Here is a 22,163-nt window from a genome sequence, read left to right on the forward strand (position 1 = left end):
GGCTTTTTTATAGCACGTCTTTTATAGAAGGCTGTTTATAGAACATCCTGACGGTTATACGCTTGGGCCAGTTCAATAAGCGCAGGTATTTCACAAACCGCCTCAGGATTCATAATAAGCGCCTGGCCCATCAACACATTGCGGGCTTCAAGCCGGGCGCGCAGGGCAGTGTCTTCGATCTCTTCGAAATCCGCATTATGGGCCAGTGACAGCACCCGGCGATGCATCTCGATACCGCAGTAGGCCAGCGCATCCAGGCGAATCTCCTCCAATAGCGCATCGCAGGCGTCGTCCGCGCTGTTGCCTTGGTCTTCAAACAGCGCCCTCGGGAACAGAATGCCGGTGCGCTCGGTTTGCCATAAGTGGCGGAACTCGGCATCAAAGCTTGTGAAGCACGCCTCGATGACGTCGAGAATCCACGTCTGGTACGCCTCCAGTTCGTCATCCTGGCGATGGGCAGGCTGACTAAAGTACGCCATCAGGAAGTTGGCTACGGCCATTCCCAAATCAAAGGCCATCGGCCCGTACTGGGAAAACTCAGGGTCGATCACGCGCACATCGGTGTCGGTCGCCATGATCGAGCCCGAGTGCAAGTCACCGTGGAGCATGGTTTCGGTGTTAGCGGTGAACTTCATCAATAGCCGCTGAACCCTGGCTTTTAAGCGCGCGTTGCGGCGCAGCTCGTCCACCACCGGCGAAAGCTCCGGCGTGTGGTGATTCATCTCGGCGCCATAATAGGGGTCGGTGAACACCAGCGATTCCGTAATCGCGGGAATGGCCACGTTGCCGGAGAAAAGCCCCACATCCTGTTTCTTCTCAGGGCTTGGCAGGGAAAGCTCCGAGCCGCGAAACGCCGTGCGCGCGCAGAACTGGCCGATGATTTCCCCCAAGCGAGCCACGCGCTCACCTTTAATCAGTTTGCGACGCAAAATCGTGTGCGGGTAAAGATACTCCATCACAAACAGGGCCTGGGGCTTATCGAAATAAAACACGTCAGGCGCAATATTGGGGGCACGCTTGGCCTGGCGCACCAGGGCGTAATACTCAAAATGGGCTCGGTAAAGCGGCAGCGGCCAGCTTTCGCCCACCATACGAACATAGGGCAGCGCCTGCTTAACCACCACACTGCCCGTGGTACCCGTCACGATAAACACCAGATTCAGGTTGCCATCGCCCACCTCACAAATTTCCCAGCTCGCGGGGTCGCCACCAACACGGCTGGCGACTTCGTGTACATCACCCAGCCGCGTTGCCAGCGTATCGACGGATAGCGCTTCATAACGCAAGGTCGCTTCTGATTGACCGTTTTCCACAGCGTGCTCCTCAAGCCAATTTTTGGGGTATTTGTCATTACCTGAGAGCCAATGTCAAATAGATACCCGCGGCTGCGGCTACCTCGCCGACCACTTATACCTGCTCATATCAAACTGTTCATATCAAACTGCTCATATCAAAAACCTAACGCCCTGTGCGGCAAGAGGGCTGCGCAATCGGTCAGGGAGCGCCACGTCGGTAATCACCGCGTCATAATCGGCTAGTTGTCCCGCCGTACAGCGCAGCGGTAAATCAAACTTGGTGCTATCCAACACCAGAACGCGCAAAGCCGCATTGGCCAACAGCGCTTCACGCGCCATGACCTCATCGTCGTTATAGTCGAAAAGGTTGCCGTGAGCATCCATGCCGCCTACCGAAACAATACCTACATCCGCTCGGTAGCGTTGAAAAAAGCGCCACGCGTCGCCGCCAATCACGTCCTGGTCGCGGCGGCGCACCCGGCCGCCTGCCACCACCAGCTCACACTCCAGCGCAGATAGCCTGATAAGCGCGTGAAGATTATTGGTCATGATATGCAGGCCCTGTTTGTCGTGCAGCGCGTCAGCCAGCTGCTCAACGGTGGTGCCGGTGCCTAGAAACAGCGACTGATGAGGCTGAATCAATGAAGCGGCCTGGCGGGCAATATGGTGTTTTCCAGCTTCGTTGACGATCTGGCGCTGGTCGTAGTCGATATTTTCGCGGTCGGGAAACGGCAGTACCTCGCCGTGGCGCCGCAGCACCATGCCCTTTTCGGCAAGAAAGCGAATATCGCCGCGCAGCGTTTGTACGGATACCCCAAACTGATCAGCCAGCGCCTCTAGCGAATGGCGCCCCTCCTGGCGCACCCGCTCAAGCAGCGCTCGGCGACGCTCGTTTAAGCCTTTCATTCTGCTCTCATCTCCCCTCTTTTTTATTAACGAAAGACTTTCCGATGCTTACGAAAGCTCTCCTCCTTCAAACGAAAGGGTAGTGTCACGATGTTGTAAGGTGATGACAGTAGTGTGAGGAGGGTCAACTCACTGGAGACTTTCTGATGCTTAAGCGCTCACTCTGCACCGCCATTGCTCTTACCACCACGATGGCAAGTTTGGCTCTTTCGGCAAACGCCGTTGCCGACGACAAGCTCGTGCTCTACACCAGCCAGCCCAACAGCGACGCCCAGCAAACGGTCGATGCCTTCCAGGCAGCCTATCCGGATATTGAGGTGGAGTGGGTACGCGACGGCACCACGCGATTGATGACCCGACTGCGCTCCGAGCTTTCCGCCGGGGTCAGTAACCCGGATGTGCTGCTGATCGCCGACAGCATGACCATGGAGTCGTTAAAGCAGGAAGACCAGCTTCAGGCGTATTTGAGCCCTAATCGTGAAGCCTTTGATGCCGAGCTTTTTGACCCCGAAGGCTTCTACTACGGCACCAAACTGATCACTACCGGCATCGTGTATAACACCGGCGCTGACGAGCAGCCGCAAAGCTGGCAGGACCTGCTCAAGCCTGAATATGAAGGCTTAGTGACCATGCCAAGCCCGCTTTACTCAGGTGCTGCACTGATTCATATGGCAGCGATTAGCGAGAACTCCGAGCTGGGGGAAAGCTATTACGATGCCCTGCATGACAACCGCACCGAGGCCCAGGGTGGCAACGGCGGGGTGTTCAACGCAGTGGCAGCGGGCACCAAGCCTTACGGCATCGTGGTGGATTTCCTGCCCATCCGCGAAGCGGCCAAAGGCTCGCCGGTCGAGTTTGTCTTCCCTGAAGAGGGTGTGAGCGCGGTCACTGAACCCGTCGCCATTATGGCTGGTGCCAAGAACGTCGACGCGGCGCAGAAGTTTGTCGATTTCGTACTCTCGGAAGAGGGTCAGCAGTTGGTCAGCGAGCAGGGTTATCTGCCTGCCCACCCGGGTGTTACACCACCGGAAGGCTTCCCCGCCCGCGACACCATCGAGCTGATGCCTGTTGATATCGCCCAAGCGCTTGAGCAGGAAGAAGCCCTGAAGCAGCGTTTTAGCGACCTGTTCGGCGGCTGATCATGTCACCGAGTCTTACTCAAGGCAGCCAGCATCGCTGGCTGCTTACCCTTTTGACACTTACCGTCGTCCTGCTGAGCCTGGCGCCTAGCCTGCGCCTGCTGGTTGAAGCGTTAAGCGACCTGACCCAAGGGGGCAACGCGCCGCTATGGCGTGTGCTCCAGTCTGCGAGTACCTGGCGAGCGCTGTGGCACAGCCTGTATACCTCGGGGCTGGGCATGCTGATTGCCCTTGCGCTGGGCAGCCTGTTTGCGTTCGTGATTACCCTCACCGACATTCGCGGCAAGGCATGGCTGGTGTTCTGTTTTATGTTGCCGATGATGATTCCGCCCCAGGTCACGGCACTTAGCTGGTTACAGCTATTTGGCCCGGCAAGCCCGCTATTAAAAAGCATCGGCATGGCGCCGCCGTTGGGCAGCCCGCAGCCGCTCTACTCGGCGGAAGGCATCGCCCTGCTGTTAGGTATTCAAAGCGCCCCGCTGGTGTTTCTGGCGCTGCGCACCTCGCTACTTTCTCTACCCCGCGAACTAGTCGAAGCCGCCCGCATTAGCGGCGCCCGGCAGAATCAGGTATGGCGGCATATTGTTCTGCCCGTGACGAGAAGCGGCCTGGTGGCCGGTGCCGCCATGGCGTTTATCTCAAGCCTGGGTAACTTTGGCATCCCGGCCATGCTGGGCATTCCAGCAAGCTACTACGTACTGCCTACGCTGATTTATCAGCGCATGGCCAGTTTTGGCACCGGCGTACTGGCTGAGATGGCCGCCCTTTCGCTGCTGATCGGCGTGCTGGCGCTGGCGGGTGTGGCGCTTCAGCAACACTGGATGGGCCGCAGCCGTTTCGGGCTGGTGGGGCATAGCGGGCGCGCCCATGATTTCTCACTCGGCCGCTTTCGCTCGCTGGTCACGGCGCTACTGGTCAGCGTGTTGCTGGTCATTCTTGTCGCGCCTCTGGTGGCGCTGGTAGTCAGCTCGCTGGTGCCGGCCATGGGCGTACCGCTCAACGCCGATACCGCCACGTTGAACGCCTACCATGAAGTGATTGGCCGCCAGGGCGCCACGTGGCGTGCCATGCGCAATAGCTTCTGGCTTGCCGGTGGCGCAGCCGTGGTGCTCATGCTGTGCAGCCTGCCGCTGGCCTATCGCCTTCAGCGGCTTCCAGCGCGCCTGCAAAATCTGACGCTGAGTATTATCGAGCTGCCTTACGCCCTGCCCGGCGTGGTACTCGCAATTGCCTGCATTCTGCTGTTCGTGCGCCCACTGCCCATTATCAACGTCGCACTTTACGGCACGTTGGGGCTGATCTTCGTGGCCTATCTGGCACGTTTTCTGGTGGTGTGCCTCAAACCGGTCAGCGCAAGCCTGGCACAGCTTGACCCTTCCCTTGAAGAAGCCGCCCAGCTCGCCGGTGCCGGCCCGTGGCGCCGCCTTTCCACTATCGTGATGCCGCTGATTGCACCTGCGCTGTTTGCCGGTGGGCTTTTGGTGTTTCTGCTGGCTGTCAACGAGCTGACCGTCTCGGCACTGCTATGGAGCGCCGGTAACGAAACCCTGGGCGTGCTGATTTTCAACCTTGATGAAGGCGGCGAAAGCGTTCTGGCCTCAGCGGTGTCCGTGCTGGTCGTGCTGATGGTCGCTTCACTCATGCTGTCGCTTAGCCTTCTGGCCCCGCGTTTACCCAAAGGAGTCGTGCCATGGCAGGGCTAACCCTTAAGCAAGTCACCAAGCAGTTTGGCGAACACAAAGCCGTGGATGGGCTTTCATTAACGGTTGAGCCGGGTGAATTCGTCGCCCTGCTCGGCCCCAGCGGCTGTGGCAAAACCACCATGCTGCGTATGCTGGCCGGTTTCGAGCAGGTAAGCGGCGGCGAAATCCATCTGGGCAACCAGCTTCTGGCGAGCGAGCAGCACCACGTGCTCCCCGAGCAGCGCAATATGGCCATGGTGTTTCAATCCTACGCGCTGTGGCCGCATATGAGCGTGGCCGATAACGTCGGCTACCCACTCAAGCTTCGCGGTGTGCGCGGAGCAGATTATCAACGACGCGTCGAGCAGGCGCTTGCCCTGGTGGCGCTTGAGCCCTACGCCCAGCGCACGCCCCAGGACCTGAGCGGCGGCCAGCGCCAGCGCGTGGCACTCGCCCGCTGCCTGGTCACCAACCCGTCAGTGGTACTTCTGGATGAGCCATTGGCGAACCTGGACCGCCACCTGCGCGCGTCCATGGAGCACAGCTTTGCAGATTTTCATCGCCGCACCGAGGCCACCATGGTCTACGTCACCCACGACCAAAGCGAAGCCATGGCGCTGGCCGACCGTATCGCGGTGATGCAGGCGGGCAAGCTGGTGCAGTGGGCCACGCCCGAAACGCTCTACCGCGAGCCGCGCACGTCCTGGGTAGCAAGTTTTATCGGCCAGGGCAGCCAGTTGATGATAAGCACCGGCGCACCGGGCAGGCGCGTTAGTGGTCATGAACTGATGCAGGGGCTGACGTCTCCCGCTGTCCAGCGTCACCAGGCAGTGCTGGTGCGCCCGGAGCATATTCGGGTGCACCCCGAAGCGCCCACCCAGCAGGATTTAACCGCCCGCGTCGAGCGCCAGACCTTTCGTGGCGAGCGCTATGAGATTCACCTGCGCATGACGGGCGGCGAAACGCTGCTCGCCTATCATCCCCACGCCTTGAAAGAGGGCCAGCAAGTGGCGCTAACGCTATTGGAAGGCTGGTGTCTGGAGCCAGACCAATGAGTGCCAGCATCAATATATTGAGCGGCCTGGGCGATAAAGGCCCCGCAGCCATTGTGGTGGAAGCCAACGGCAAGCGGCTTCTGTTGGATGCCGGCGGCGCACTGCACCCAGGCGAGCCAATTACCTGGGCGCGCGGGCTTGATGTCGATGCGGTGATTATCAGTCACGACCATATCGATCATATTGGCGGCGTCAGCGAGCTACCCGCTACGCTACCGCTTTACTGCACACCTCTAGTGGCTCAGGCACTTCCCAACGGGCGCGCCTGGCAGCCGCTGCCTGAACGCGGCTCCTGCCAAATTGCCGGTATTACGGTGACTACCGGGCAGGCGGGCCATTCGTTGGGCGGGGTTTGGATTCACCTGGATGTCGAGGGCGGCATTTTCTACAGCGGCGACGCCTGCTTTGAGTCCCGGCTATTTCCGTTTGATACGCCGCCACCGGCGCGTATGGCACTGCTTGATGCGTCCTACGGCACCTACGATCAGCCCCAGCAGGCATGTGTGGACGCCATCAGCGAACACTTGAGCCGCCCACTGGTTTTCCCGGTGCCTGAATCAGGCCGAGCGCTTGAGATGGCACTTTGGCTAGCCGAAGAAGCGGACGCTCGCGGGCTTTCGCTTGCTATTGACCCGATTATTCGCGCCAATCTACAAACCCTGCTGGCGCTCCCCGCAACACTTCGCCGCTCCCATGCGGATAAAAGAATAGAAGCGCTTCTGGCGCGCTCCGATGCCTCCCAGCCAAGCCTCAAGCTGATTAGCGACCGGGGTGATACGGCGGCCATGTGGCCAGGCTTTCACCTGCTGCACACCGGTTACCTGACGCCTTCGCGCTGCGCCGAGCTTGCCGCTGGTGACATCCTCTGGCAGCGCTGGAACGTACATCTGCGCGCCTCGCATCTGGTCGAGCTTGCCGACCAGGTAAAGGCCGAACGTGTCGTGCCGCTATTTACCCCCTTACCCGAACCCGCGCTCGACGCTTGGCGCACGTTACTGGGTGCGCGCCTCGCCACGCAAAAGACCCTGTTCTTAAATACTCACGCCTTGAATACGCACGTTTTAAATGCCAACACCTTGAATAGCAGGAGCCTTGCATGACCCACGCCGTGATTGTCGATGTTGACGGTACGTTAGCTGAATTTCACCCCACAAAAGTACACGAATGGGTATTAGGCCCCGCCAAACAGTGGGATCCCTTCTTTGCGCATATGGCCGAAGCGCCGGTGATCGAACCGGTCGCCCGGTTGGTGAAATTATTGAAAGCCCAGGGGCAGCAGATCATCATTTGCAGCGGCCGCCCGGACACTCACCGCGAACATACCCATGAGTGGCTGACGCGCAACGCGATCCCGTTTGACGCCATGTACCTGCGCCCGGATGGCCATGACCACGTGGATGACGAAGCCGTCAAAGAAGCCCTGCTCAGCACCATGCGTGAAGACGGTTTCGAGCCCTGGCTGGTGCTGGACGACCGCGATGCAGTCGTCGCCCAGTGGCGCGCTCTAGGCCTTACCTGCCTGCAATGCGCCCCAGGTGATTTTTAACCAAACGCCGCCCGAACGATATTTTCCTAACGCCCGTTACTTGTTGAGCTTCTTGTAACGCTGTTCGGCCCTCTTGATGGTGGCGATTTTTTCGGGCCGCTTCATGGATTTCCAGTGGCGAATTTCTTCTATGCTTCGCCCGCAGCCGGTGCACATGCCGCCCTTCAACTGGCAGGCGGATATGCAAGGACTTTCGATTTTCTTGGCCATCAGTGCCTCACACTTCGCGCGCGCAGACGACGCTGCCAGTCACCGCCATGGGCGCGCTGGCACGCCTGTTCACTATCGAAGTCGATGTGCGGTGTGATGCTATCCAGCGCCACACCCGCCTCGTCCAAAGCGCTGGCCGTGAAATCATGCAGGCGCTGTTTGGCTTCGCCCTTTAGCGCTGAGGCTAAATGGGCATCGGTATCAAATACCCAGATAACCACCAGGCTTTCGGGGAAGTGTTGGTAGTCCACGCAGTGAGTTAACCAGACGAACCCAACCACCTCGGCCTTGGCCTGCTCACAGACTTCAGTCAGCGAGGCAACAAGCTGGCGCTCCAGCTTGCCGCGTTCCCGTTTAGCAATCATTCAACCACCTGACGTAACAAATAAAAAACATGACTATGTTATAACATCTTAAGAAAGCAGAGGCGCGTTTGGCCGCCGCTGCCATGCCAGCAGCACCATAGGCAGTAACGAGACAGGAATCAGCAGCGCATTGAGCATCGCCCAGCCCAGGGTGTTAACCAACGGCCCCGCCAGTAGCGCTGTCAAGGCCGCCGTACCGAATACCAGAAACTCGTTGGCCGCTTGAGTGCGCGCCTTGTCTGCCGGTTGATAGCTTTGCGTCAATAACCCGGTAGCGGGCAGGAAAGTGAAATTCCAACCAAGCCCCAGCAGGATCAACGCAACATTAAAGCCCGCTAGCCCGGCATCAAACTGTGCAGCAATTGCGCTTGCCACCAGCAGCAAGCAGCCAGCGCTAATCATGCGTGGGGCACCAAAACGGGCCGTCAAATGGCCGGTAAAAAATGAGGGCAAGAACATGGCAACCACATGCCACTGAATAGTGGTGGCGACATGGTTAAAGTTGTGCCCGGCCCCTTCCATCGCCAGCGGTGTGGCGGTCATGGCCAGATTCATCACGCCGTAGCCAATGGCCGCCGCGCTAACGGCCAGTAGAAAACCGGGCTGGCGCAGGATAGCGGGCAAGGGCTTTTTCTCACCCTCTACTACCTGCACAAAAGCGACCGGCAACCGCGTACAAAGCAATATGCCAAGTGCCAACACATACAGCACGCCGAGCCCGACAAAGCTGCCCAAAAACGGCGTCTCGCTCAGCTCACGACTAAAGCGGGCAAGCCACGGGCCTGCAAATGCCGCTACCACTCCACCGCCCATCACTAAACCAAGCGCTTTATCGCGCAGTGCCGTGGGGGATGCTTCAAGGGCTGCAAAGCGGTAGAGCTGCCCAAAGCCAATGCCGATACCAATTAGCCAGGTCGCCAGCAGGAACAGTCCAAAGCTTTGCTGACGTAGCGCCAAAATGGCCACGGCCGTACCTATCAAGCCAATAAGATTGCCCAACACAAACCCGCGTTTGCGCCCCAGCCGCCCCATGATCAGCGAGGCGGGAATGGTGGCACACATTAGCCCCAGCCACTGGCTGGCCACCGGCACAGTGGCCCAGTTGGCGGTAGGTGCCAGCGAGGCACCAATGAGGGGCGACACGGCGATCAGCAGGATATTACCGCTGACCAACAGCGCTTGGCACAGCGATAACAGCGTAACGGTTATTGGCATGGCGATGGCTCCAAAAGCGTAGACCCAAGAGTAGGCGTGAGGGTAGACGCAAGGGCAGATTTAGCCGCCGCGCCGAAGCGCTGACGATACACAGAAGGGGAAACACCGTAGTAACGTTGAAACTGGCGGCGCAGCTGCTCGGCGCCGCCCAAACGCCAACGCTCAGCTAACCGCTCAAGCGATACCGTTTGATGCCCATCCAGCAGCGCCAAACGCGCCTGCTCCAAGCGTAGCTGGGTCAAATAAGTAACCGGCGTCGTGGTTAAGTGGCGCTTGAATAGCCGGGTAAGATGACGTGGTGATACGGCCATTAAGGCCGCCATACTTTCCAGCGAATGTGCCCCGCCTGGGTCGGCATGCAGATGATCCAGCAAACGACGCAACGGGCCAGCATCTTGCTGGCAGCGTAGAAGTTCGCTGAACTGCGACTGCCCGCCGGGGCGATGCAGAAACATCACCAGTTCTCGTGCTACCTGCCCGGCAAGGGCAGCGCCGTGGTCGGCTTCTACCAGCGAAAGCGCCAGATCGATACCGGCCGTTATCCCGGCGCTGGTGTAGTGATCACCGCTTTGAATATACAGCGCATCGGGCTCAACATTAAGCGCGGGGTACTCCTCGGCAAGCTGGTCGGCGTGGCGCCAATGGGTAGTGACGCGCTGGCCATCTAAAAGTCCGGCGGCAGCAAGCAAGAAAGCCCCTGAGCAGATAGAGCCTAACCGGCGCACGTGAGGCGCCAGCTCACGTAAAAGAGCCAGCACGTGCGGGTCTTGGCGTAACGCCATTACACCGCTGCCACCTGCAATAAGTAACGTATCCAAAGGCAGCCGCTGGGAAAGTTCGGCATAGGTGTGGCTGGCGTACACCGCCAGGCCGCCATTGGTCATTACCGGCCCAGGCGCATCGGCGACCAGGGTTAAGCGGTATAGGGGTTTCGGGGTTAATGCGTTGGCGCTGGCAAACACCTGCCAGGGGCCACTGACATCCAACAGCTGACAATCGGGGTAAGCCAATAAGGCAATATGGCGCGTCACGTTCTCTCTCCAGATCGTTAATAGTGAGAGTTTCCGCCGAGTTCGACGTGTCGGCAAGGACCATTACCCCACCAATACGGACATTACCTACCCCGGCTGGCTGATCGGCGCTTCCATACGGCGCACGCTGGCCACAAAGTCACTGAATCGCTCGCCTTGAATCAGCACGTGGTCGCATAGCGCCTGCTCAGCCAGAGCAGCATCGCCTTGGGTAATGGCATCGACAATGGTCTGGTGCTCGCTCAAGGAGTTATGCATGCGCTGGCGAACCTGCAATTGCAGGCGACGATAGGGCTTTAAGCGCTGTTTTAGCTGACGAGCTTCGCTGGCTAGAAACGTATTGTGGCTCGCCGCATAGATGCAGTCATGAAACGCTTCGTTTTCGTAGTAGTACTCGTCCGTATCGCCCGCGTGTGCCGCTGCTTCACAGCGTTTATGGGCCGCCTGAAGCTCTGCCAGCTCCGGGTCACTAATGCGTCGGGCCGCCAGGCGCCCGCACATGCCCTCAAGCTCGGCCATGACTTCAAACATCTCGATTAACTGGTCGATGCCGACCTTGGCCACAAAGGTGCCTTTTTTCGGTGATACGGTGACCAAACCGCTAGCCACCAGCTGCTGGAAGGCTTCACGCACGGGCGTGCGAGAAACATTAAACGTTCGCCCTAGCTCGTCCGGGTCGAGCCGTTCACCTGGCACCCGCCGTCCATTAATAATGTCATCTTCCAACGAGTCCCTAAGCCGTTGAGCGTTGGAACGTTTGCTCTCAGCCATCTGTTTCCCACCCCTTTTATTTATAAGAGCGACCGACCGCCTTACTGTCTTCAGGGCCGGAACGTGACGCTTAACATCTTCCACCACTAGCGAAATATATATCATACGTCTTGATATACATTCGAGTAGCTTTCCAACACTCCTACATTAAAACAAGCTCACGGAGATAACGTAAGCAGTAGCACCTCAGCCTGCTGCTGAAGCGTAACTGGGCGGTTGACTATCCTTATCCATGTTATCGACTCCTTTTATCGTACGCTTAACGGAGAACTCCTCTCCTGCCTGAGGGTCTTAAATAGGCTCGCTCAAGCAGCGCTGTTGATAGTGAAACATCCAGGCGCGCAGCGTGTTAGCGTAGCCTTTTACTCAAATGCGATAGTGCGTTATTAGAAGATGATGAATTGTCAGTGCTAACATAACCTTCATTTTGCATAAGGAGCTTGCTGCTTTGATTACTCATAATGAAACGGGTGCTTTCTCGGCAGCCGAACTCTATCGCGTTATTAACGATGCCTCCGCACAGGAAGAAGCCGTTGAACTGGAGTGGCCAGCGGCCAATGTTAGTTTAGATGAAGCCAACCAAACGTTGATTTGGGAGCTTCACGATTACGGCAATTTAACCTTAACGCTTTCGCGCAGCGACAATGAGTGGATTGCTATGACCGCCATTGCCCCGCTGGACAGCGTATCGAATCCGGCTGAGCTTAACGACGTGTTACTGCGCCAGGGCCTTGCGCTTCCGCTTGCCTCTATCGGTATCGTATCCATCGATAATCGAGATTTTTACGTGGCCTACGGGCAGCTGTTTGGCGATTCAAAGCTGGTGTCTATTTGTGCTGAATTACATGCCACGGCCAGCGCAGCCATGGAAGTCGCCGACTTAATTCACGATCACTTTTCTTAATACGCGTTTAGGAGCAACTTTATGTTAAGCAAAATCATGACGGCGTTACGTGGTAAAGCGAATGAGACCGGCCAGGCCGTCGTTGACTCTCAAGCGCTGCGCATTTTGGACCAGGAAATCCGTGATTCTGAAAATCACCTGAAACAGTCCAAAACCGAACTTGCGCGCTTAATGGGTCAACGCCAGCTGAACAGTAACAAGGCAGATACCCTGGAAAGCAAAATTGCCGAGCTTGAGCAGAGCGCTGAAGCCGCGCTGGATAAAGGCGAAGAAGCGTTAGCGGTCGAAGTTGCCGAGCGCATGGTCAGCATGCAAGATGAGCTGGACGCCGAGCGCAGCATCGTCAGCGAGTACGACGCCAGCATTGAAAGCCTGCGCGGAGCCATTCGCAATACGGAAAATCAGCTGCGCCAGCTAAAACAGCAGGTGAGCGTGGTAAAAGCGACAGAGTCTGCACAGAAGGCTCAGTCTGCCGTAGCGGCGCGCCACTCCGGGCAAAATAGCGCTATGGGTAGTGCGATGGAGTCTCTTGACCGGATCCGTGAGCGCCAGCAGCTTAACTCAGCCCAGATGCAGGCGGCCGACCAAATGGCTGCCGAAGAGAGCGGTTCATCACTGGATGCACGCCTGAAAGCGGCGGGTATTGGCGCCAATGAGCGCAAAGCCGAAGACGTGCTGGCACGTCTGAAAGCCAAGAAAAATACTCCACAAGCGTAAACGTGGCACAGCGCCCGCCCACCGGCGGGCCTGCACGTCACTGAGCCATATTGATTCTGCACCAACGATTCGCGCTATCGGCTTGCCCTTTGGAGGCTTCTCGAATGTTCAAGACACTTAAGGCCCTGTTCGGCACTTCCAATGAGGCGGCGAACCCTGCGGCAGAAAACGCATCCACCTTCACTGCTGGCCTGCCGACCGGGATGTCACAAGAAGATTTTGCAGGGCTGCGTCTGGATGGGCGCGTCAACATTCAGTTGGCTGAGTTAAGCGCCTATTCCGATGCACTCTTTGGGTGGGACAGCACGCCCTATCATCATGTTGCGGCCGTAGGGCATATCGACCTTGGCCAGGGCGCCCACTTGGTACGCTTTTATCTGGATAACGATACGTGGCTGCAAGCCAACGTCGAAAACCAGCGCGTGATTGAGTACAAGCTGTTTGATTTTTATCGTGTGACACATTTGTCGGATATCGAGTTCGATGCGCTGATCAACGCAAGCGATAAAAAGGCAGGCCAGCTGGGTGCACAAACGATTGCTGTCGAGGCGACCGATGCTTCCGAGCGCACCTGCCAGTTTCAGCGTGTGTGGGGCGATGAAGCGAGCCTTTGGTCGCCGCCCGTCGTGCTTGAAGAGCAGGTAATGACCACCGAAAGCGTCATGACGCGCAGCGTTACCCACCATGCCATGCTGTACGAGCGCCCTATTGAAGACTCCGAACGCATGGAATATGTATTGCTGAATGCAGAAGATGACGGTGAGGGTGGGTTTATGCTGGTACAAAATCTCGGTGTTGATGTTACATCGGTCGATATTGATGCTATTTAAACGCGGCAAGCCCCAACACACGCCATCACCACAACGTTGACTCTCAACCAAGGAAGATTTTATACATGCAGTATTTACAAGGCTTACCCCACTTTTTGGGCTATCTGATCGGCGCACTCGTGCTTCTCGTTGCGTTTATGTACTGTTATAGCCGTATCACGCCCCACCACGAGTGGACGTTAATTCGCGAAGGTAATGCTGCGGCGGCCACGGCCTATGCGGGTTCTATCGTCGGTTTTACACTGCCGCTCTACAGCGCTATGGCCAACTCCATCAGTTTCATCGATTTCATCTTGTGGGGCATCATCGCGTTTGGTGTTCAACTGGCGGCTTTCTTTGGTCTGAAGATGGTGCTGAAGAATCAGGGAGAAAGCCTGTCACTGCATATCACTGAAGGTCATATGGCTTACGGTATTCTGGCGGGTAGTGTCTCCATTGCAGTTGGCCTGATTAATGCCGCCTCGATGACGTGGTAAGGAGTTTAACGATGGCACATAACGATCAGACCCCACACCTGCCGCGACGCAAACGCAGCGCCCGCCTCTCGCTTGCGATGATGGGCGCCAGCGCATTCGGGCTAACGGCGTGTGGCCAGCCAGAGCAAACGACCGATGTAAGCTTTGACAGCCCACGCAGCTACCAGAGTGTTGATGAGTGCGTGGCCGCCGATGTATATACCCGCAGCGCCTGTGAAGATGCCTACGAGGCGTCCATTAAAGAAGTCCCCCGCTTCAATACGCTTGAAGAGTGTGAGGCTGAACACGGTGAAGGAGCCTGCACGGCCCCCACCGAACAGCAGTCGCAGGCGGCCACCGGCAGCAGCGGCGGTGGCTGGTTTATGCCCGCCATGATGGGTTACATGGTGGGTAACATGATGTCGCGCACCAGCCACGGTGCGACCAACCGGGGAGTATACCAAGAACCGGTTTACCGCAATCGTCAGAACCAGGGCAACTGGAATACCGCCACTAACCAGGCCAGCCAGCGTGTCAATCAGCGCCACCAGGCCCTGCGTACCACGGCGACTCAGAACCGCCAGGCCACGCAGCGTAGCGGCTTCGGTTCTCGCTCATCCGCTCGCGGCGGCTGGGGCTCGTGATGTACCTCGGAAATCCCCATGCTTAGAGTTGATGTTGCAGAACGCGCCAACTGGAAAACCCTGGCCCACGAGCTGGGGTTTCATTTTCATACCATCGGCGGCGAACCCTACTGGAAAGAGAGCGCCTACTACCAGTTCTCACTGGATCAAATAGAGCGGGATATTGAGGCGCCTACCGAAGAGCTGCATGAAATGTGCATGGAGCTTGTTGACCGTGTCTGTCACTCCAATGCGCTGATGCAACGCCTGGCGCTGCCGGAGTTCATGTGGGACACCATTCACGACTCCTGGGTGTCTGGTCAGCCACACCTTTATGGGCGAATGGACTTTGCTTATTCAGGCCAGGGCCACGCCAAGCTGCTTGAGCTTAACTACGATACGCCCACCTCACTGTATGAAGCGGGCTTTTTCCAGTGGGTATGGCTTGAGCAGGCCATCCAACAGGGCATCATCCCGCGCCACGCTGACCAATATAATTCCATTCAGGAGCGCCTGATCAACGCGATGGCGCATATTGGCGACCGGTTGGGCAGCGCCGAGATGTACTTTTCATGCATCAAGGATAATGACGAAGAGCGTGCAACCGTACACTACCTGCAGGATGTAGCCGTTCAGGCCGGTTTAAAAGCGCCCTTCATTTATACCGAAGATATTGGCTACCAGCGCGACGGCGACTACTTTGTTGACCTGGATAATCAGCCCATTCAGGCACTGTTTAAACTCTACCCTTGGGAAGAGTTGGCCGACGATGCGTTTGGCGAAAAGATTCCCCAGTTGCACACCCACTGGTTTGAACCACCGTGGAAGGCGATTCTGTCTAACAAGGGCATTCTGCCCCTGCTGTGGGAGCACTTTAAGGGCCACCCTAATTTGCTACCTGCCTATTTTGAAGAGCGCTCGCCTTCACCGCTGCCGCCCGGCTGGGTACGCAAGCCGTTCTTTTCACGCGAAGGCAGCAATATTGAACTGTTAACGCCAGAGGGGCAGCGTGAGGCAGTGGATGGCCCCTATACGGACAGCCCCTGGATTCGCCAGGCCTACCACCCCATGCCGCGCTTTGGCGAACATCACGCGTTAATCGGCAGTTGGGTGGTGGGTGATCGTGCTTGCGGGATCGGCGTGCGGGAAGACGTAGGGCGAATTACCAAGGATTCATCCTGCTTTGTGCCCCACGCCATTGTTTAACGGTCAGGAGAACACGCCTGCTTACTCCGCCAACCATAAGCAGCTAATGGTATCGCCTGGCGTTACCTGATGATGGGGAGGAATAACCGCCAAGGCATCGGCCTCAATACACGACGACAATACGCCGGAGTTCTGGTCAGCAAAGGCCTGGGCCGTTATACCGGAAGGTGCAAAATTAAGCGTTACGCGCATATAGTGCTGGCGCGGTCCGGTCGAGGTCTCAAAATTCGCCGTTGCGGTTAACGTTGGCAATGCCTTCAGTGCTGGGCAAGCCAACAACGCCCCCATGAGCGGGCGCAAAAATAGCCAGGCCCCCACAAATCCCGAAACCGGGTTGCCCGGCAAACCCACAAACCTTGCCTCACTGCCGTCAGCGCGAGGCAAGCGGCCTAGCGCCAAGGGCTTGCCTGGGCGTATGGCCAAGCGCCATAAATCCAGCTCGCCCAAGGCATCAAGCGCGGCCTTAACGTGGTCTTCTTCCCCCACACTGACACCGCCAGTGCTTACCACGACATCGGCGTCAGCGGCGGCCTGGGTTAATAGTGCCACCGTTTGAGCGTAGTCATCCGGCACACTAACGACCTGCACCACGTCAGCGCCAAAGCGCTCAAGCAGGCGCTTTAACATGGGCCGGTTGGAGTTGTAGATCTGCCCCGGTGCCAGCGGCGTGCCGGGGTCGACGATTTCATCGCCGGTCGAGAGCAGGGCAACCTTAGGGCGGCGGCGTACGCTTACCTGGGTAATGCCCTGCCCCGCTAAGTGCCCCAACGCGGCCGCTTCCAGACGCAGCCCTTTGTTGAGCAAACAGTCGCCCACACGCACATCCCGCCCTTGGCGGCGTACATTATCGTCAGGCGGAATATTGTCCGGTATCAAGGCCTTGCCTGCCTCAACGCTAACGCGCTCCTGCATGACGACGCAGTCCGCGCCTGCTGGCAATTCGCCACCGGTAAAGATGCGTGCACAGCTACCGGGGGCCAGCGGCGCTACCTGCGTTCCTGCCGCAATGCGCTGGCTGATGGGCAGCCACCGACCCGCATCGCTTGTGCGCAACGCATAGCCATCCATCGCACTGTTATCAAAGGGCGGGACGTTAAGCGCTGCCATCACGTCGTCAGCCAGCACCCGCCCGCCAGCGGCGTCCAAGGCGGCTTCTTCCGCACTGACGGGACTCACGCCAGCCAGCAGCGCTTCAAGCGCGGCGCTTACTGGTTGCAAATCAGCTGTTTGCAAATCAGTCGGCTGCAAATCAGCCATGCTGACCTCGCCCGGGGATCACCAGGTTGGCAAAATTGCACGGTTTGTGGCGGCTATCGAGTTGCTCTTTCAAAATGCCTTCCCAGCCCGTACGGCATGCACCGGTTGAGCCGGGCAGACAGAAGATGACCGTGGCATTCGCCAAGCCACCCAGGCAGCGGCTTTGAATGGTGGAGCTGCCAATTTCCTCACCGCTTAACTGGCGAAAACGCTCGCCAAATCCTTCGATATGCTTATCCAGCAGTACCGAAATGGCTTCCGGTGTGGAATCACGCCCGGTAAAGCCGGTGCCGCCGGTGGTAATAACCACCTGCACTCCGGCGTCAGCAATCCACTGGGCCACGATAGCGCGAATCTGGTAGATATCGTCAGCCACGATACGCTTATCGGCGAGCCGATGGCCGGCGGCGGTCAAACTCTCGACCAACTGCTGGCCGGAGCGGTCATTCTCTTCGGTGCGCGTATCTGAAATCGTCAGTATGGCTATGTTGAGGGCAACCATCGGCTCCATAACGCTACTCCTGACCGCTTTTCTTGGCTTGGCGAGCGTCCAACGCCGCCAACTGTTCAGGCGTTGCAGTGCCCTGATAGTGCGTTTTCCACTCGCTGTAGGGCATTTTGTAGACGTACTCGCGCGCGGCTTCGTAATCAAGCCGCTCGCCTCGCTCTTCGGCTGCGCTCACCAGCCATTTGGAAAGGCAGTTACGGCAAAAGTCCGCCAGGATCATCAGGTCGATATTCTGTACGTCCTTGTTATCGTCCAGGTGGCTCAGCAAACGCCGAAAGGCAGCAGCCTCAAGCTCAGTGCGAGTAGCCTGATCAAACTCGTTAAAATCTGACATTAGCGTTTCCCTCATAAAAAGTGACTGTCGTGCAGCATACCAAAAGACACCGCTTATAGGCGCTGTTCCACCCGATAACGTAGCCAGGCGAACCCACTGTTTGATATGGGTCATAGTGCTTACCATCAAGCATCTAACGCATAGACAAGCGCATAGACAAGCAAGGCCCTTGGCCGCCATCATAGCGACAAGGGATCTACACTTGGAAATGGCAAGGCTGATCGGCCAGAGGAGACATGCCAATGATCACGACCCACGCATTAACCGGCATGGTGCTCGCTGGTGGCGAAGGCCGCCGCATGGGCGGGCGCGATAAGGGGCTGGAGCCCTTTGCTGGGCGACCTCTGTTTGCCCACACAGCGGCCAGGCTTGAAGGGCAGGTTGCTGAATTGCTGATTAGCGCTAACCGTAACCTTGACGCCTACCGCCTGTTTGGGCGTGTGATCAGTGATGCGGAGTCAGGCTTCCAGGGTCCTTTAATGGGCATTTATAGCGGGCTGCGCGCAGCAAACACGCCGTGGCTATTGATAGCTCCTTGCGATACGCCGCTTCTCCCGGACAACCTGGTCGCACGAATGCTGGCAGGCATACAAAGCGCCGATATCGCCGTGGCGTTTGATGGTCAGCATCTGCATCCTACGGTGGCCTTGATACGCACCACACTGGCGGATGATCTTCAGGCGGCCCTGAAAAGCGGCGAGCGTAAAATTCAGCGCTGGTACGCACGTCATAATATGCGCCGTGTGGATATGTCCGACTGTCTCGACGCCTTCGCCAATCTCAATACCGCCGAAGAGAAAAGCCGCTTGGAAGCGCAATGCCTATCCGCCAGGAACGTACCATGACGCTCTCCTGCTTTGAGCTTGGCGACCAGATGCTAAGCGTGGAAGAAGCCCGCCAAGCGCTGACAACGCTTATCGAAAGACCGCTTGCCCATGAAGTCATTGACCTGCATCGTGCCCATGGCCGCCGCTTGGCGCACGATATTATGGCGCCGATCAACGTACCGCCCGGTACCAACGCCGCGATGGATGGTATTGCCCTTGCCTGGCCAGACACACAGCCATCCCAATGGCTGCTTATCGGTCACTCTTTGGCAGGGCATGGTTTTCAGGGCGCCGTGCCGCCAGGCGCTTGCGCGCGGATTACCACGGGTGCCCCGCTACCAGAGGGCACCGATACAGTTATTATGCAGGAGCAGTTAACAACGCACGGCGAGCACCTCCACATCGCAAACCCTGAGCGCGTTAAGCGTGGCCAGAACGTACGCCTGGCCGGGGAAGATATTCTCAAGGGCAACCTGGCGCTTCCAAAAGGAACGCGTTTGGACGCTGCCAGTATGGGGCTACTGGCATCGCTCGGCGTGGCACAGGTTTGCGTGGTCCGGCCACCGACGGTGGCGCTGTTTTCCACCGGCGATGAAGTGACAGCGCCTGGCGAGCCGCTGGAGAATGCCCGCATTTATGATGCCAATCGGTTTACCTTGATGGGTTTATTAACCGAACAGGGCGCTAAGGTGATTGATCTGGGTATTCTTCCCGATGATCAGCAGGCGATACGTAAGGCGTTATCCCACGCCGCCCAAGTGAGCGACCTGGTACTCACCAGCGGCGGTGTATCGGCGGGGCAAGCTGACTTTACACGGCCTGCCCTTGAACAACTGGGCCAACTAACGTTTTGGCGCGTTGCGTTACGCCCAGGGCGGCCACTGGCCTGCGGCTGGCTGGGAGAGTCGCGTACGCCCTTTGTGGGCTTGCCCGGCAACCCTGTCGCTGTCATGGTAACCTTTTCACAGTTTGTCGTGCCGTTGCTCCATCACTTGCAGGCATTCGCCATGACTCCGCCACCCAGGCTTTACGCTGTCGCAGATGAAGTGCTTAACAGCCGCTACCAGCGTACTGATTTTTTGCGCGGCATTTACCATAGCGATACGCAAGGTGTGCTCCACGTACGCACGACCGGTGCTCAAGGGTCCGGCATGTTAAGTTCGATGGTCGCGGCTAACTGTCTGATCGAACTACCCGAAGACCAGGACGGTGCACAAGCTGGCGAGGTAGTCTGCATTCAACCACTGGTGAGATGGCCATGACTAAGCAACTAATTGATGACTTTGGTCGCCGAGTTAGCTACGTCCGCATCTCGGTGACCGACCGCTGTGACTTTCGCTGTGTGTACTGCATGAGCGAGGAAATGACGTTTCTTCCGCGTGCCCAAGTGCTCACCCTTGAAGAGATCAGCATGGTCGCCCAGGCCTTTACCGAACTGGGTGTTGAAAAAATTCGCCTGACCGGTGGTGAGCCCCTAGTGCGCCGGGACATAGAACAGCTGGTCGATGACATTGGCCAGTTGCCCGGGCTTAGCGACTTCACCATGACCACCAATGGCGCCAGCCTGCGTAAACATGCCCAAAGGCTTTACGCAGGTGGCCTGCGCCGTCTCAATATCAGCCTGGATTCACTGGACCCGGAGCGCTTTAAAAAGCTCACCCGCACCGGCGATTTAACACGCGTTATTGACGGCATCCATGCGGCAAAAGAGGCCGGATTTACCCGCATCAAGTTAAATGCGGTTATTTTAAAAGGTCGTAATGATGATGAGGTGCTGGACCTTGTCGACTTTGCGCGTGACGAAGGGCTGGATATCAGCTTTATTGAAGAGATGCCGCTGGGCGATGTGTCCGATCACTCACGCGCAGAAACCTTCTACTCAAGCGATGATGTCCAGGCCCTGATTGAAAAGCGCTATACGCTAACCCCAACCACCGAAACCACGCCAGGCCCGTCGCGCTACTTTAAGATGGCCGACAGTGACAGCCGGGTTGGCTTTATATCGCCACACAGCCACAACTTCTGCGACACCTGTAATCGCGTGCGGGTCACGGTAGAAGGCCGTTTATTGCTCTGTTTGGGTAACGAACACTCGGTCGACTTGCGCGCCGTGCTGCGCCGCTATCCCGGTGATATGCCGCGCCTTAAAGAGGCGATTGTGAATGCGCTACCGCTCAAACCCGAGCGGCACCATTTCACCACCGACGGCGATATTCAGGTTGTTCGCTTTATGAATATGACAGGGGGTTAACTCGTGGCAGCGTTGGCAAAAGTGCCGGTTCATATCATCACCGGCTTTTTGGGAAGTGGTAAAACCACCCTCATTCACCGTCTGATTGAACAAAAGCCTGCGCATGAAACGTGGGCCATTTTAGTGAATGAGTTCGGTCAAATTGGTATCGACCAGGCGATGTTTGAGCAACGCGACGATATCGTTATTAAAGGCTTGCCTGGCGGCTGTTTGTGCTGCCAGCTCGCCTTTGTGATGCAGGCAGCGCTTGTTAACCTGCTGGCACGCAGTAAGCCAGACCGCGTGATTATCGAGCCATCTGGACTTGGCCACCCCGCCGGTTTGCTGGACCTGTTGCGCGGCGAGGCCTTTCACGCTGTCGTTGATGTGCGCGATATTATTGCCACGCTGGACCCACGCCGTCTGGATGATCCGCGTGCGCTCAATCATGAAACGTTTCAGGACCAGTTGGCGATCGCCGATGCGGTAGCCATCACCTTATGGGACCAGGCCACCGATCAACAGCAGCAGGCAGCGCAGCAGTTTGCCAATGCCTTATGGCCGCCGCGTAAATGGGTCGAGCCGGTTACCAATGGCGAACTGCCACTTGAACGATTAACACACAGTGGCCAAAGCCCTGCCCACGACCAGGCCGTTCCGGAAGCGCACCGCACGTTAACCGCGCCCCCTGGTTTGGAGGGCGGATTTTTTGACTTTCCACCAGCCAAAGGCGCACCACAGCAGGAAACCGGTGTGGCGCTGGGCTATGTAAGCCTGGGATTGCGCTGGCACCCTGACGAGCACTTTGACCTGGACAGCCTGGCGCAATGTTTAGGTGAATTACCCCGTGATGCCCGTATTAAAGGCGTGTTTCATACGACCAACGGCTGGCAGCAGCTTAACCGCGCTGATGGTGCGCTAAACGTAGAAAGTAGCGCCTGGCGGCAGGACTCGCGGCTGGAAATCATTATCCCTGAAGCGCTGGCGAGTACGGTGCCAGATATCACGGCACTTGCGTCAATGCTCTCCCCCGCGCCATTTCATCAAAACGGCTGAT

The 22,163-nt window shown here is 57.6% G+C and carries 25 protein-coding genes; 15 read left to right on the forward strand and 10 right to left on the reverse strand.

Annotation, left to right across the window (positions count from 1 at the left end; all coding sequences use genetic code 11):
- Positions 1-35 precede the first annotated feature (35 nt).
- Together mtnK and ACT3T7_RS09345 are read right to left on the reverse strand one after the other, a co-directional pair.
- The gene (gene mtnK / locus ACT3T7_RS09340; protein WP_444630853.1) at positions 36-1,313 is read right to left on the reverse strand and encodes an S-methyl-5-thioribose kinase; all 1,278 of its coding nucleotides are present in this window, start codon (positions 1,311-1,313) and stop codon (positions 36-38) included.
- Positions 1,314-1,445: 132 nt separating this feature from the next.
- On the reverse strand, positions 1,446-2,201 hold the full coding sequence (locus ACT3T7_RS09345; RefSeq protein ID WP_444630854.1) for a DeoR/GlpR family DNA-binding transcription regulator: 756 nt from the start codon (positions 2,199-2,201) through the stop codon (positions 1,446-1,448).
- Positions 2,202-2,347: 146 nt separating this feature from the next.
- Between ACT3T7_RS09345 and ACT3T7_RS09350 the strand changes: the two genes are divergently transcribed.
- From ACT3T7_RS09350 to ACT3T7_RS09370, 5 genes are read left to right on the forward strand one after another with little or no spacing between them, the layout of a single operon-like run.
- A complete protein-coding gene (locus ACT3T7_RS09350; protein ID WP_172117926.1) occupies positions 2,348-3,340 on the forward strand; it encodes an ABC transporter substrate-binding protein in 993 nt (330 codons plus the stop codon).
- Between the two features lie 2 nt (positions 3,341-3,342).
- Positions 3,343-5,043 carry an ABC transporter permease gene (locus ACT3T7_RS09355; RefSeq protein WP_444630855.1) on the forward strand — a complete coding sequence of 567 codons (1,701 nt, stop codon included), beginning with the start codon at positions 3,343-3,345 and terminating at the stop codon, positions 5,041-5,043.
- The gene (locus tag ACT3T7_RS09360; RefSeq protein WP_444630856.1) at positions 5,031-6,077 is read left to right on the forward strand and encodes an ABC transporter ATP-binding protein; all 1,047 of its coding nucleotides are present in this window, start codon (positions 5,031-5,033) and stop codon (positions 6,075-6,077) included. The genes ACT3T7_RS09355 and ACT3T7_RS09360 overlap by 13 nt, the downstream gene beginning before the upstream one ends.
- The gene (locus tag ACT3T7_RS09365; RefSeq protein ID WP_444630857.1) at positions 6,074-7,177 is read left to right on the forward strand and encodes an MBL fold metallo-hydrolase; all 1,104 of its coding nucleotides are present in this window, start codon (positions 6,074-6,076) and stop codon (positions 7,175-7,177) included. The genes ACT3T7_RS09360 and ACT3T7_RS09365 overlap by 4 nt, the downstream gene beginning before the upstream one ends.
- Positions 7,174-7,623: a phosphatase domain-containing protein gene (locus ACT3T7_RS09370; protein WP_441677503.1), complete on the forward strand. Its 450-nt coding sequence runs from the start codon at positions 7,174-7,176 to the stop codon at positions 7,621-7,623. The genes ACT3T7_RS09365 and ACT3T7_RS09370 overlap by 4 nt, the downstream gene beginning before the upstream one ends.
- Positions 7,624-7,659: 36 nt before the next feature.
- On the opposite strand, the gene ACT3T7_RS09375 is transcribed toward ACT3T7_RS09370, so the two are convergent.
- From ACT3T7_RS09375 to ACT3T7_RS09395, 5 genes are all read right to left on the reverse strand, one after another.
- The gene (locus ACT3T7_RS09375) at positions 7,660-7,833 is read right to left on the reverse strand and encodes a DUF1289 domain-containing protein (RefSeq protein ID WP_444630858.1); all 174 of its coding nucleotides are present in this window, start codon (positions 7,831-7,833) and stop codon (positions 7,660-7,662) included.
- Entirely contained in the window at positions 7,833-8,198 is a 366-nt protein-coding gene (locus ACT3T7_RS09380) for a hypothetical protein (protein ID WP_444630859.1), read from the reverse strand. The genes ACT3T7_RS09375 and ACT3T7_RS09380 overlap by 1 nt, the downstream gene beginning before the upstream one ends.
- A 48-nt stretch (positions 8,199-8,246) precedes the next feature.
- The gene (locus ACT3T7_RS09385; RefSeq protein ID WP_444630860.1) at positions 8,247-9,413 is read right to left on the reverse strand and encodes an MFS transporter; all 1,167 of its coding nucleotides are present in this window, start codon (positions 9,411-9,413) and stop codon (positions 8,247-8,249) included.
- Positions 9,404-10,444: a GlxA family transcriptional regulator gene (locus ACT3T7_RS09390; protein ID WP_444630861.1), complete on the reverse strand. Its 1,041-nt coding sequence runs from the start codon at positions 10,442-10,444 to the stop codon at positions 9,404-9,406. Before ACT3T7_RS09390 ends, ACT3T7_RS09385 begins: the two co-directional genes overlap by 10 nt.
- An 87-nt stretch (positions 10,445-10,531) precedes the next feature.
- Positions 10,532-11,215, reverse strand: a complete 684-nt coding sequence (locus ACT3T7_RS09395) for a GntR family transcriptional regulator (protein ID WP_444630862.1) — start codon at positions 11,213-11,215, stop codon at positions 10,532-10,534.
- 448 nt (positions 11,216-11,663) lie between these two features.
- On the opposite strand from ACT3T7_RS09395, the gene ACT3T7_RS09400 reads away from it, so the two are divergent.
- The 6 genes from ACT3T7_RS09400 (at position 11,664) to ACT3T7_RS09425 (ending at position 15,950) form a co-directional block, all read left to right on the forward strand.
- The gene (locus tag ACT3T7_RS09400) at positions 11,664-12,119 is read left to right on the forward strand and encodes a DUF2170 family protein (protein ID WP_172117917.1); all 456 of its coding nucleotides are present in this window, start codon (positions 11,664-11,666) and stop codon (positions 12,117-12,119) included.
- 21 nt (positions 12,120-12,140) lie between these two features.
- Entirely contained in the window at positions 12,141-12,836 is a 696-nt protein-coding gene (locus tag ACT3T7_RS09405) for a PspA/IM30 family protein (RefSeq protein WP_172117916.1), read from the forward strand.
- A 104-nt stretch (positions 12,837-12,940) separates the two neighbouring features.
- On the forward strand, positions 12,941-13,666 hold the full coding sequence (locus ACT3T7_RS09410) for a DUF2491 family protein (protein WP_193054238.1): 726 nt from the start codon (positions 12,941-12,943) through the stop codon (positions 13,664-13,666).
- A 65-nt stretch (positions 13,667-13,731) separates the two neighbouring features.
- A complete protein-coding gene (locus tag ACT3T7_RS09415) occupies positions 13,732-14,142 on the forward strand; it encodes a DUF350 domain-containing protein (protein ID WP_172117914.1) in 411 nt (136 codons plus the stop codon).
- A gap of 11 nt (positions 14,143-14,153) precedes the next feature.
- Complete coding sequence (locus ACT3T7_RS09420) at positions 14,154-14,765, forward strand: DUF1190 domain-containing protein (protein WP_444621549.1); 612 nt, start codon at positions 14,154-14,156, stop codon at positions 14,763-14,765.
- Between the two features lie 18 nt (positions 14,766-14,783).
- On the forward strand, positions 14,784-15,950 hold the full coding sequence (locus ACT3T7_RS09425) for a glutathionylspermidine synthase family protein (protein ID WP_444630863.1): 1,167 nt from the start codon (positions 14,784-14,786) through the stop codon (positions 15,948-15,950).
- A gap of 21 nt (positions 15,951-15,971) precedes the next feature.
- Here the strand turns inward: ACT3T7_RS09425 and ACT3T7_RS09430 are convergent, their stop codons facing one another.
- Genes ACT3T7_RS09430 through ACT3T7_RS09440 form a run of 3 tightly spaced genes read right to left on the reverse strand, consistent with a single transcriptional unit; the run spans position 15,972 to position 18,049 of the window.
- Positions 15,972-17,207 (reverse strand): molybdopterin molybdotransferase MoeA, encoded by a 1,236-nt coding sequence (locus tag ACT3T7_RS09430; protein ID WP_444630864.1) that lies wholly within the window; start codon positions 17,205-17,207, stop codon positions 15,972-15,974.
- A complete protein-coding gene (gene moaB, locus ACT3T7_RS09435; RefSeq protein WP_444630865.1) occupies positions 17,200-17,718 on the reverse strand; it encodes a molybdenum cofactor biosynthesis protein B in 519 nt (172 codons plus the stop codon). The genes ACT3T7_RS09430 and moaB overlap by 8 nt, the downstream gene beginning before the upstream one ends.
- Before the next feature lie 4 nt (positions 17,719-17,722).
- On the reverse strand, positions 17,723-18,049 hold the full coding sequence (locus tag ACT3T7_RS09440; RefSeq protein ID WP_172117909.1) for a DUF1244 domain-containing protein: 327 nt from the start codon (positions 18,047-18,049) through the stop codon (positions 17,723-17,725).
- A gap of 242 nt (positions 18,050-18,291) precedes the next feature.
- Between ACT3T7_RS09440 and mobA the strand changes: the two genes are divergently transcribed.
- From mobA to ACT3T7_RS09460, 4 genes are read left to right on the forward strand one after another with little or no spacing between them, the layout of a single operon-like run.
- A complete protein-coding gene (gene mobA, locus ACT3T7_RS09445) occupies positions 18,292-18,894 on the forward strand; it encodes a molybdenum cofactor guanylyltransferase MobA (protein WP_444630866.1) in 603 nt (200 codons plus the stop codon).
- Positions 18,891-20,138 carry a molybdopterin molybdotransferase MoeA gene (moeA, locus tag ACT3T7_RS09450; protein ID WP_444630898.1) on the forward strand — a complete coding sequence of 416 codons (1,248 nt, stop codon included), beginning with the start codon at positions 18,891-18,893 and terminating at the stop codon, positions 20,136-20,138. The genes mobA and moeA overlap by 4 nt, the downstream gene beginning before the upstream one ends.
- Positions 20,135-21,127, forward strand: a complete 993-nt coding sequence (moaA, locus tag ACT3T7_RS09455) for a GTP 3',8-cyclase MoaA (protein WP_172117907.1) — start codon at positions 20,135-20,137, stop codon at positions 21,125-21,127. The genes moeA and moaA overlap by 4 nt, the downstream gene beginning before the upstream one ends.
- 3 nt (positions 21,128-21,130) lie before the next feature.
- Positions 21,131-22,162 (forward strand): CobW family GTP-binding protein, encoded by a 1,032-nt coding sequence (locus tag ACT3T7_RS09460; RefSeq protein WP_444630867.1) that lies wholly within the window; start codon positions 21,131-21,133, stop codon positions 22,160-22,162.
- Position 22,163 lies beyond the last annotated feature (1 nt).

Source organism: Halomonas sp. 111, assembly GCF_052379685.1.
Lineage (GTDB): Bacteria > Pseudomonadota > Gammaproteobacteria > Pseudomonadales > Halomonadaceae > Vreelandella > Vreelandella citrativorans.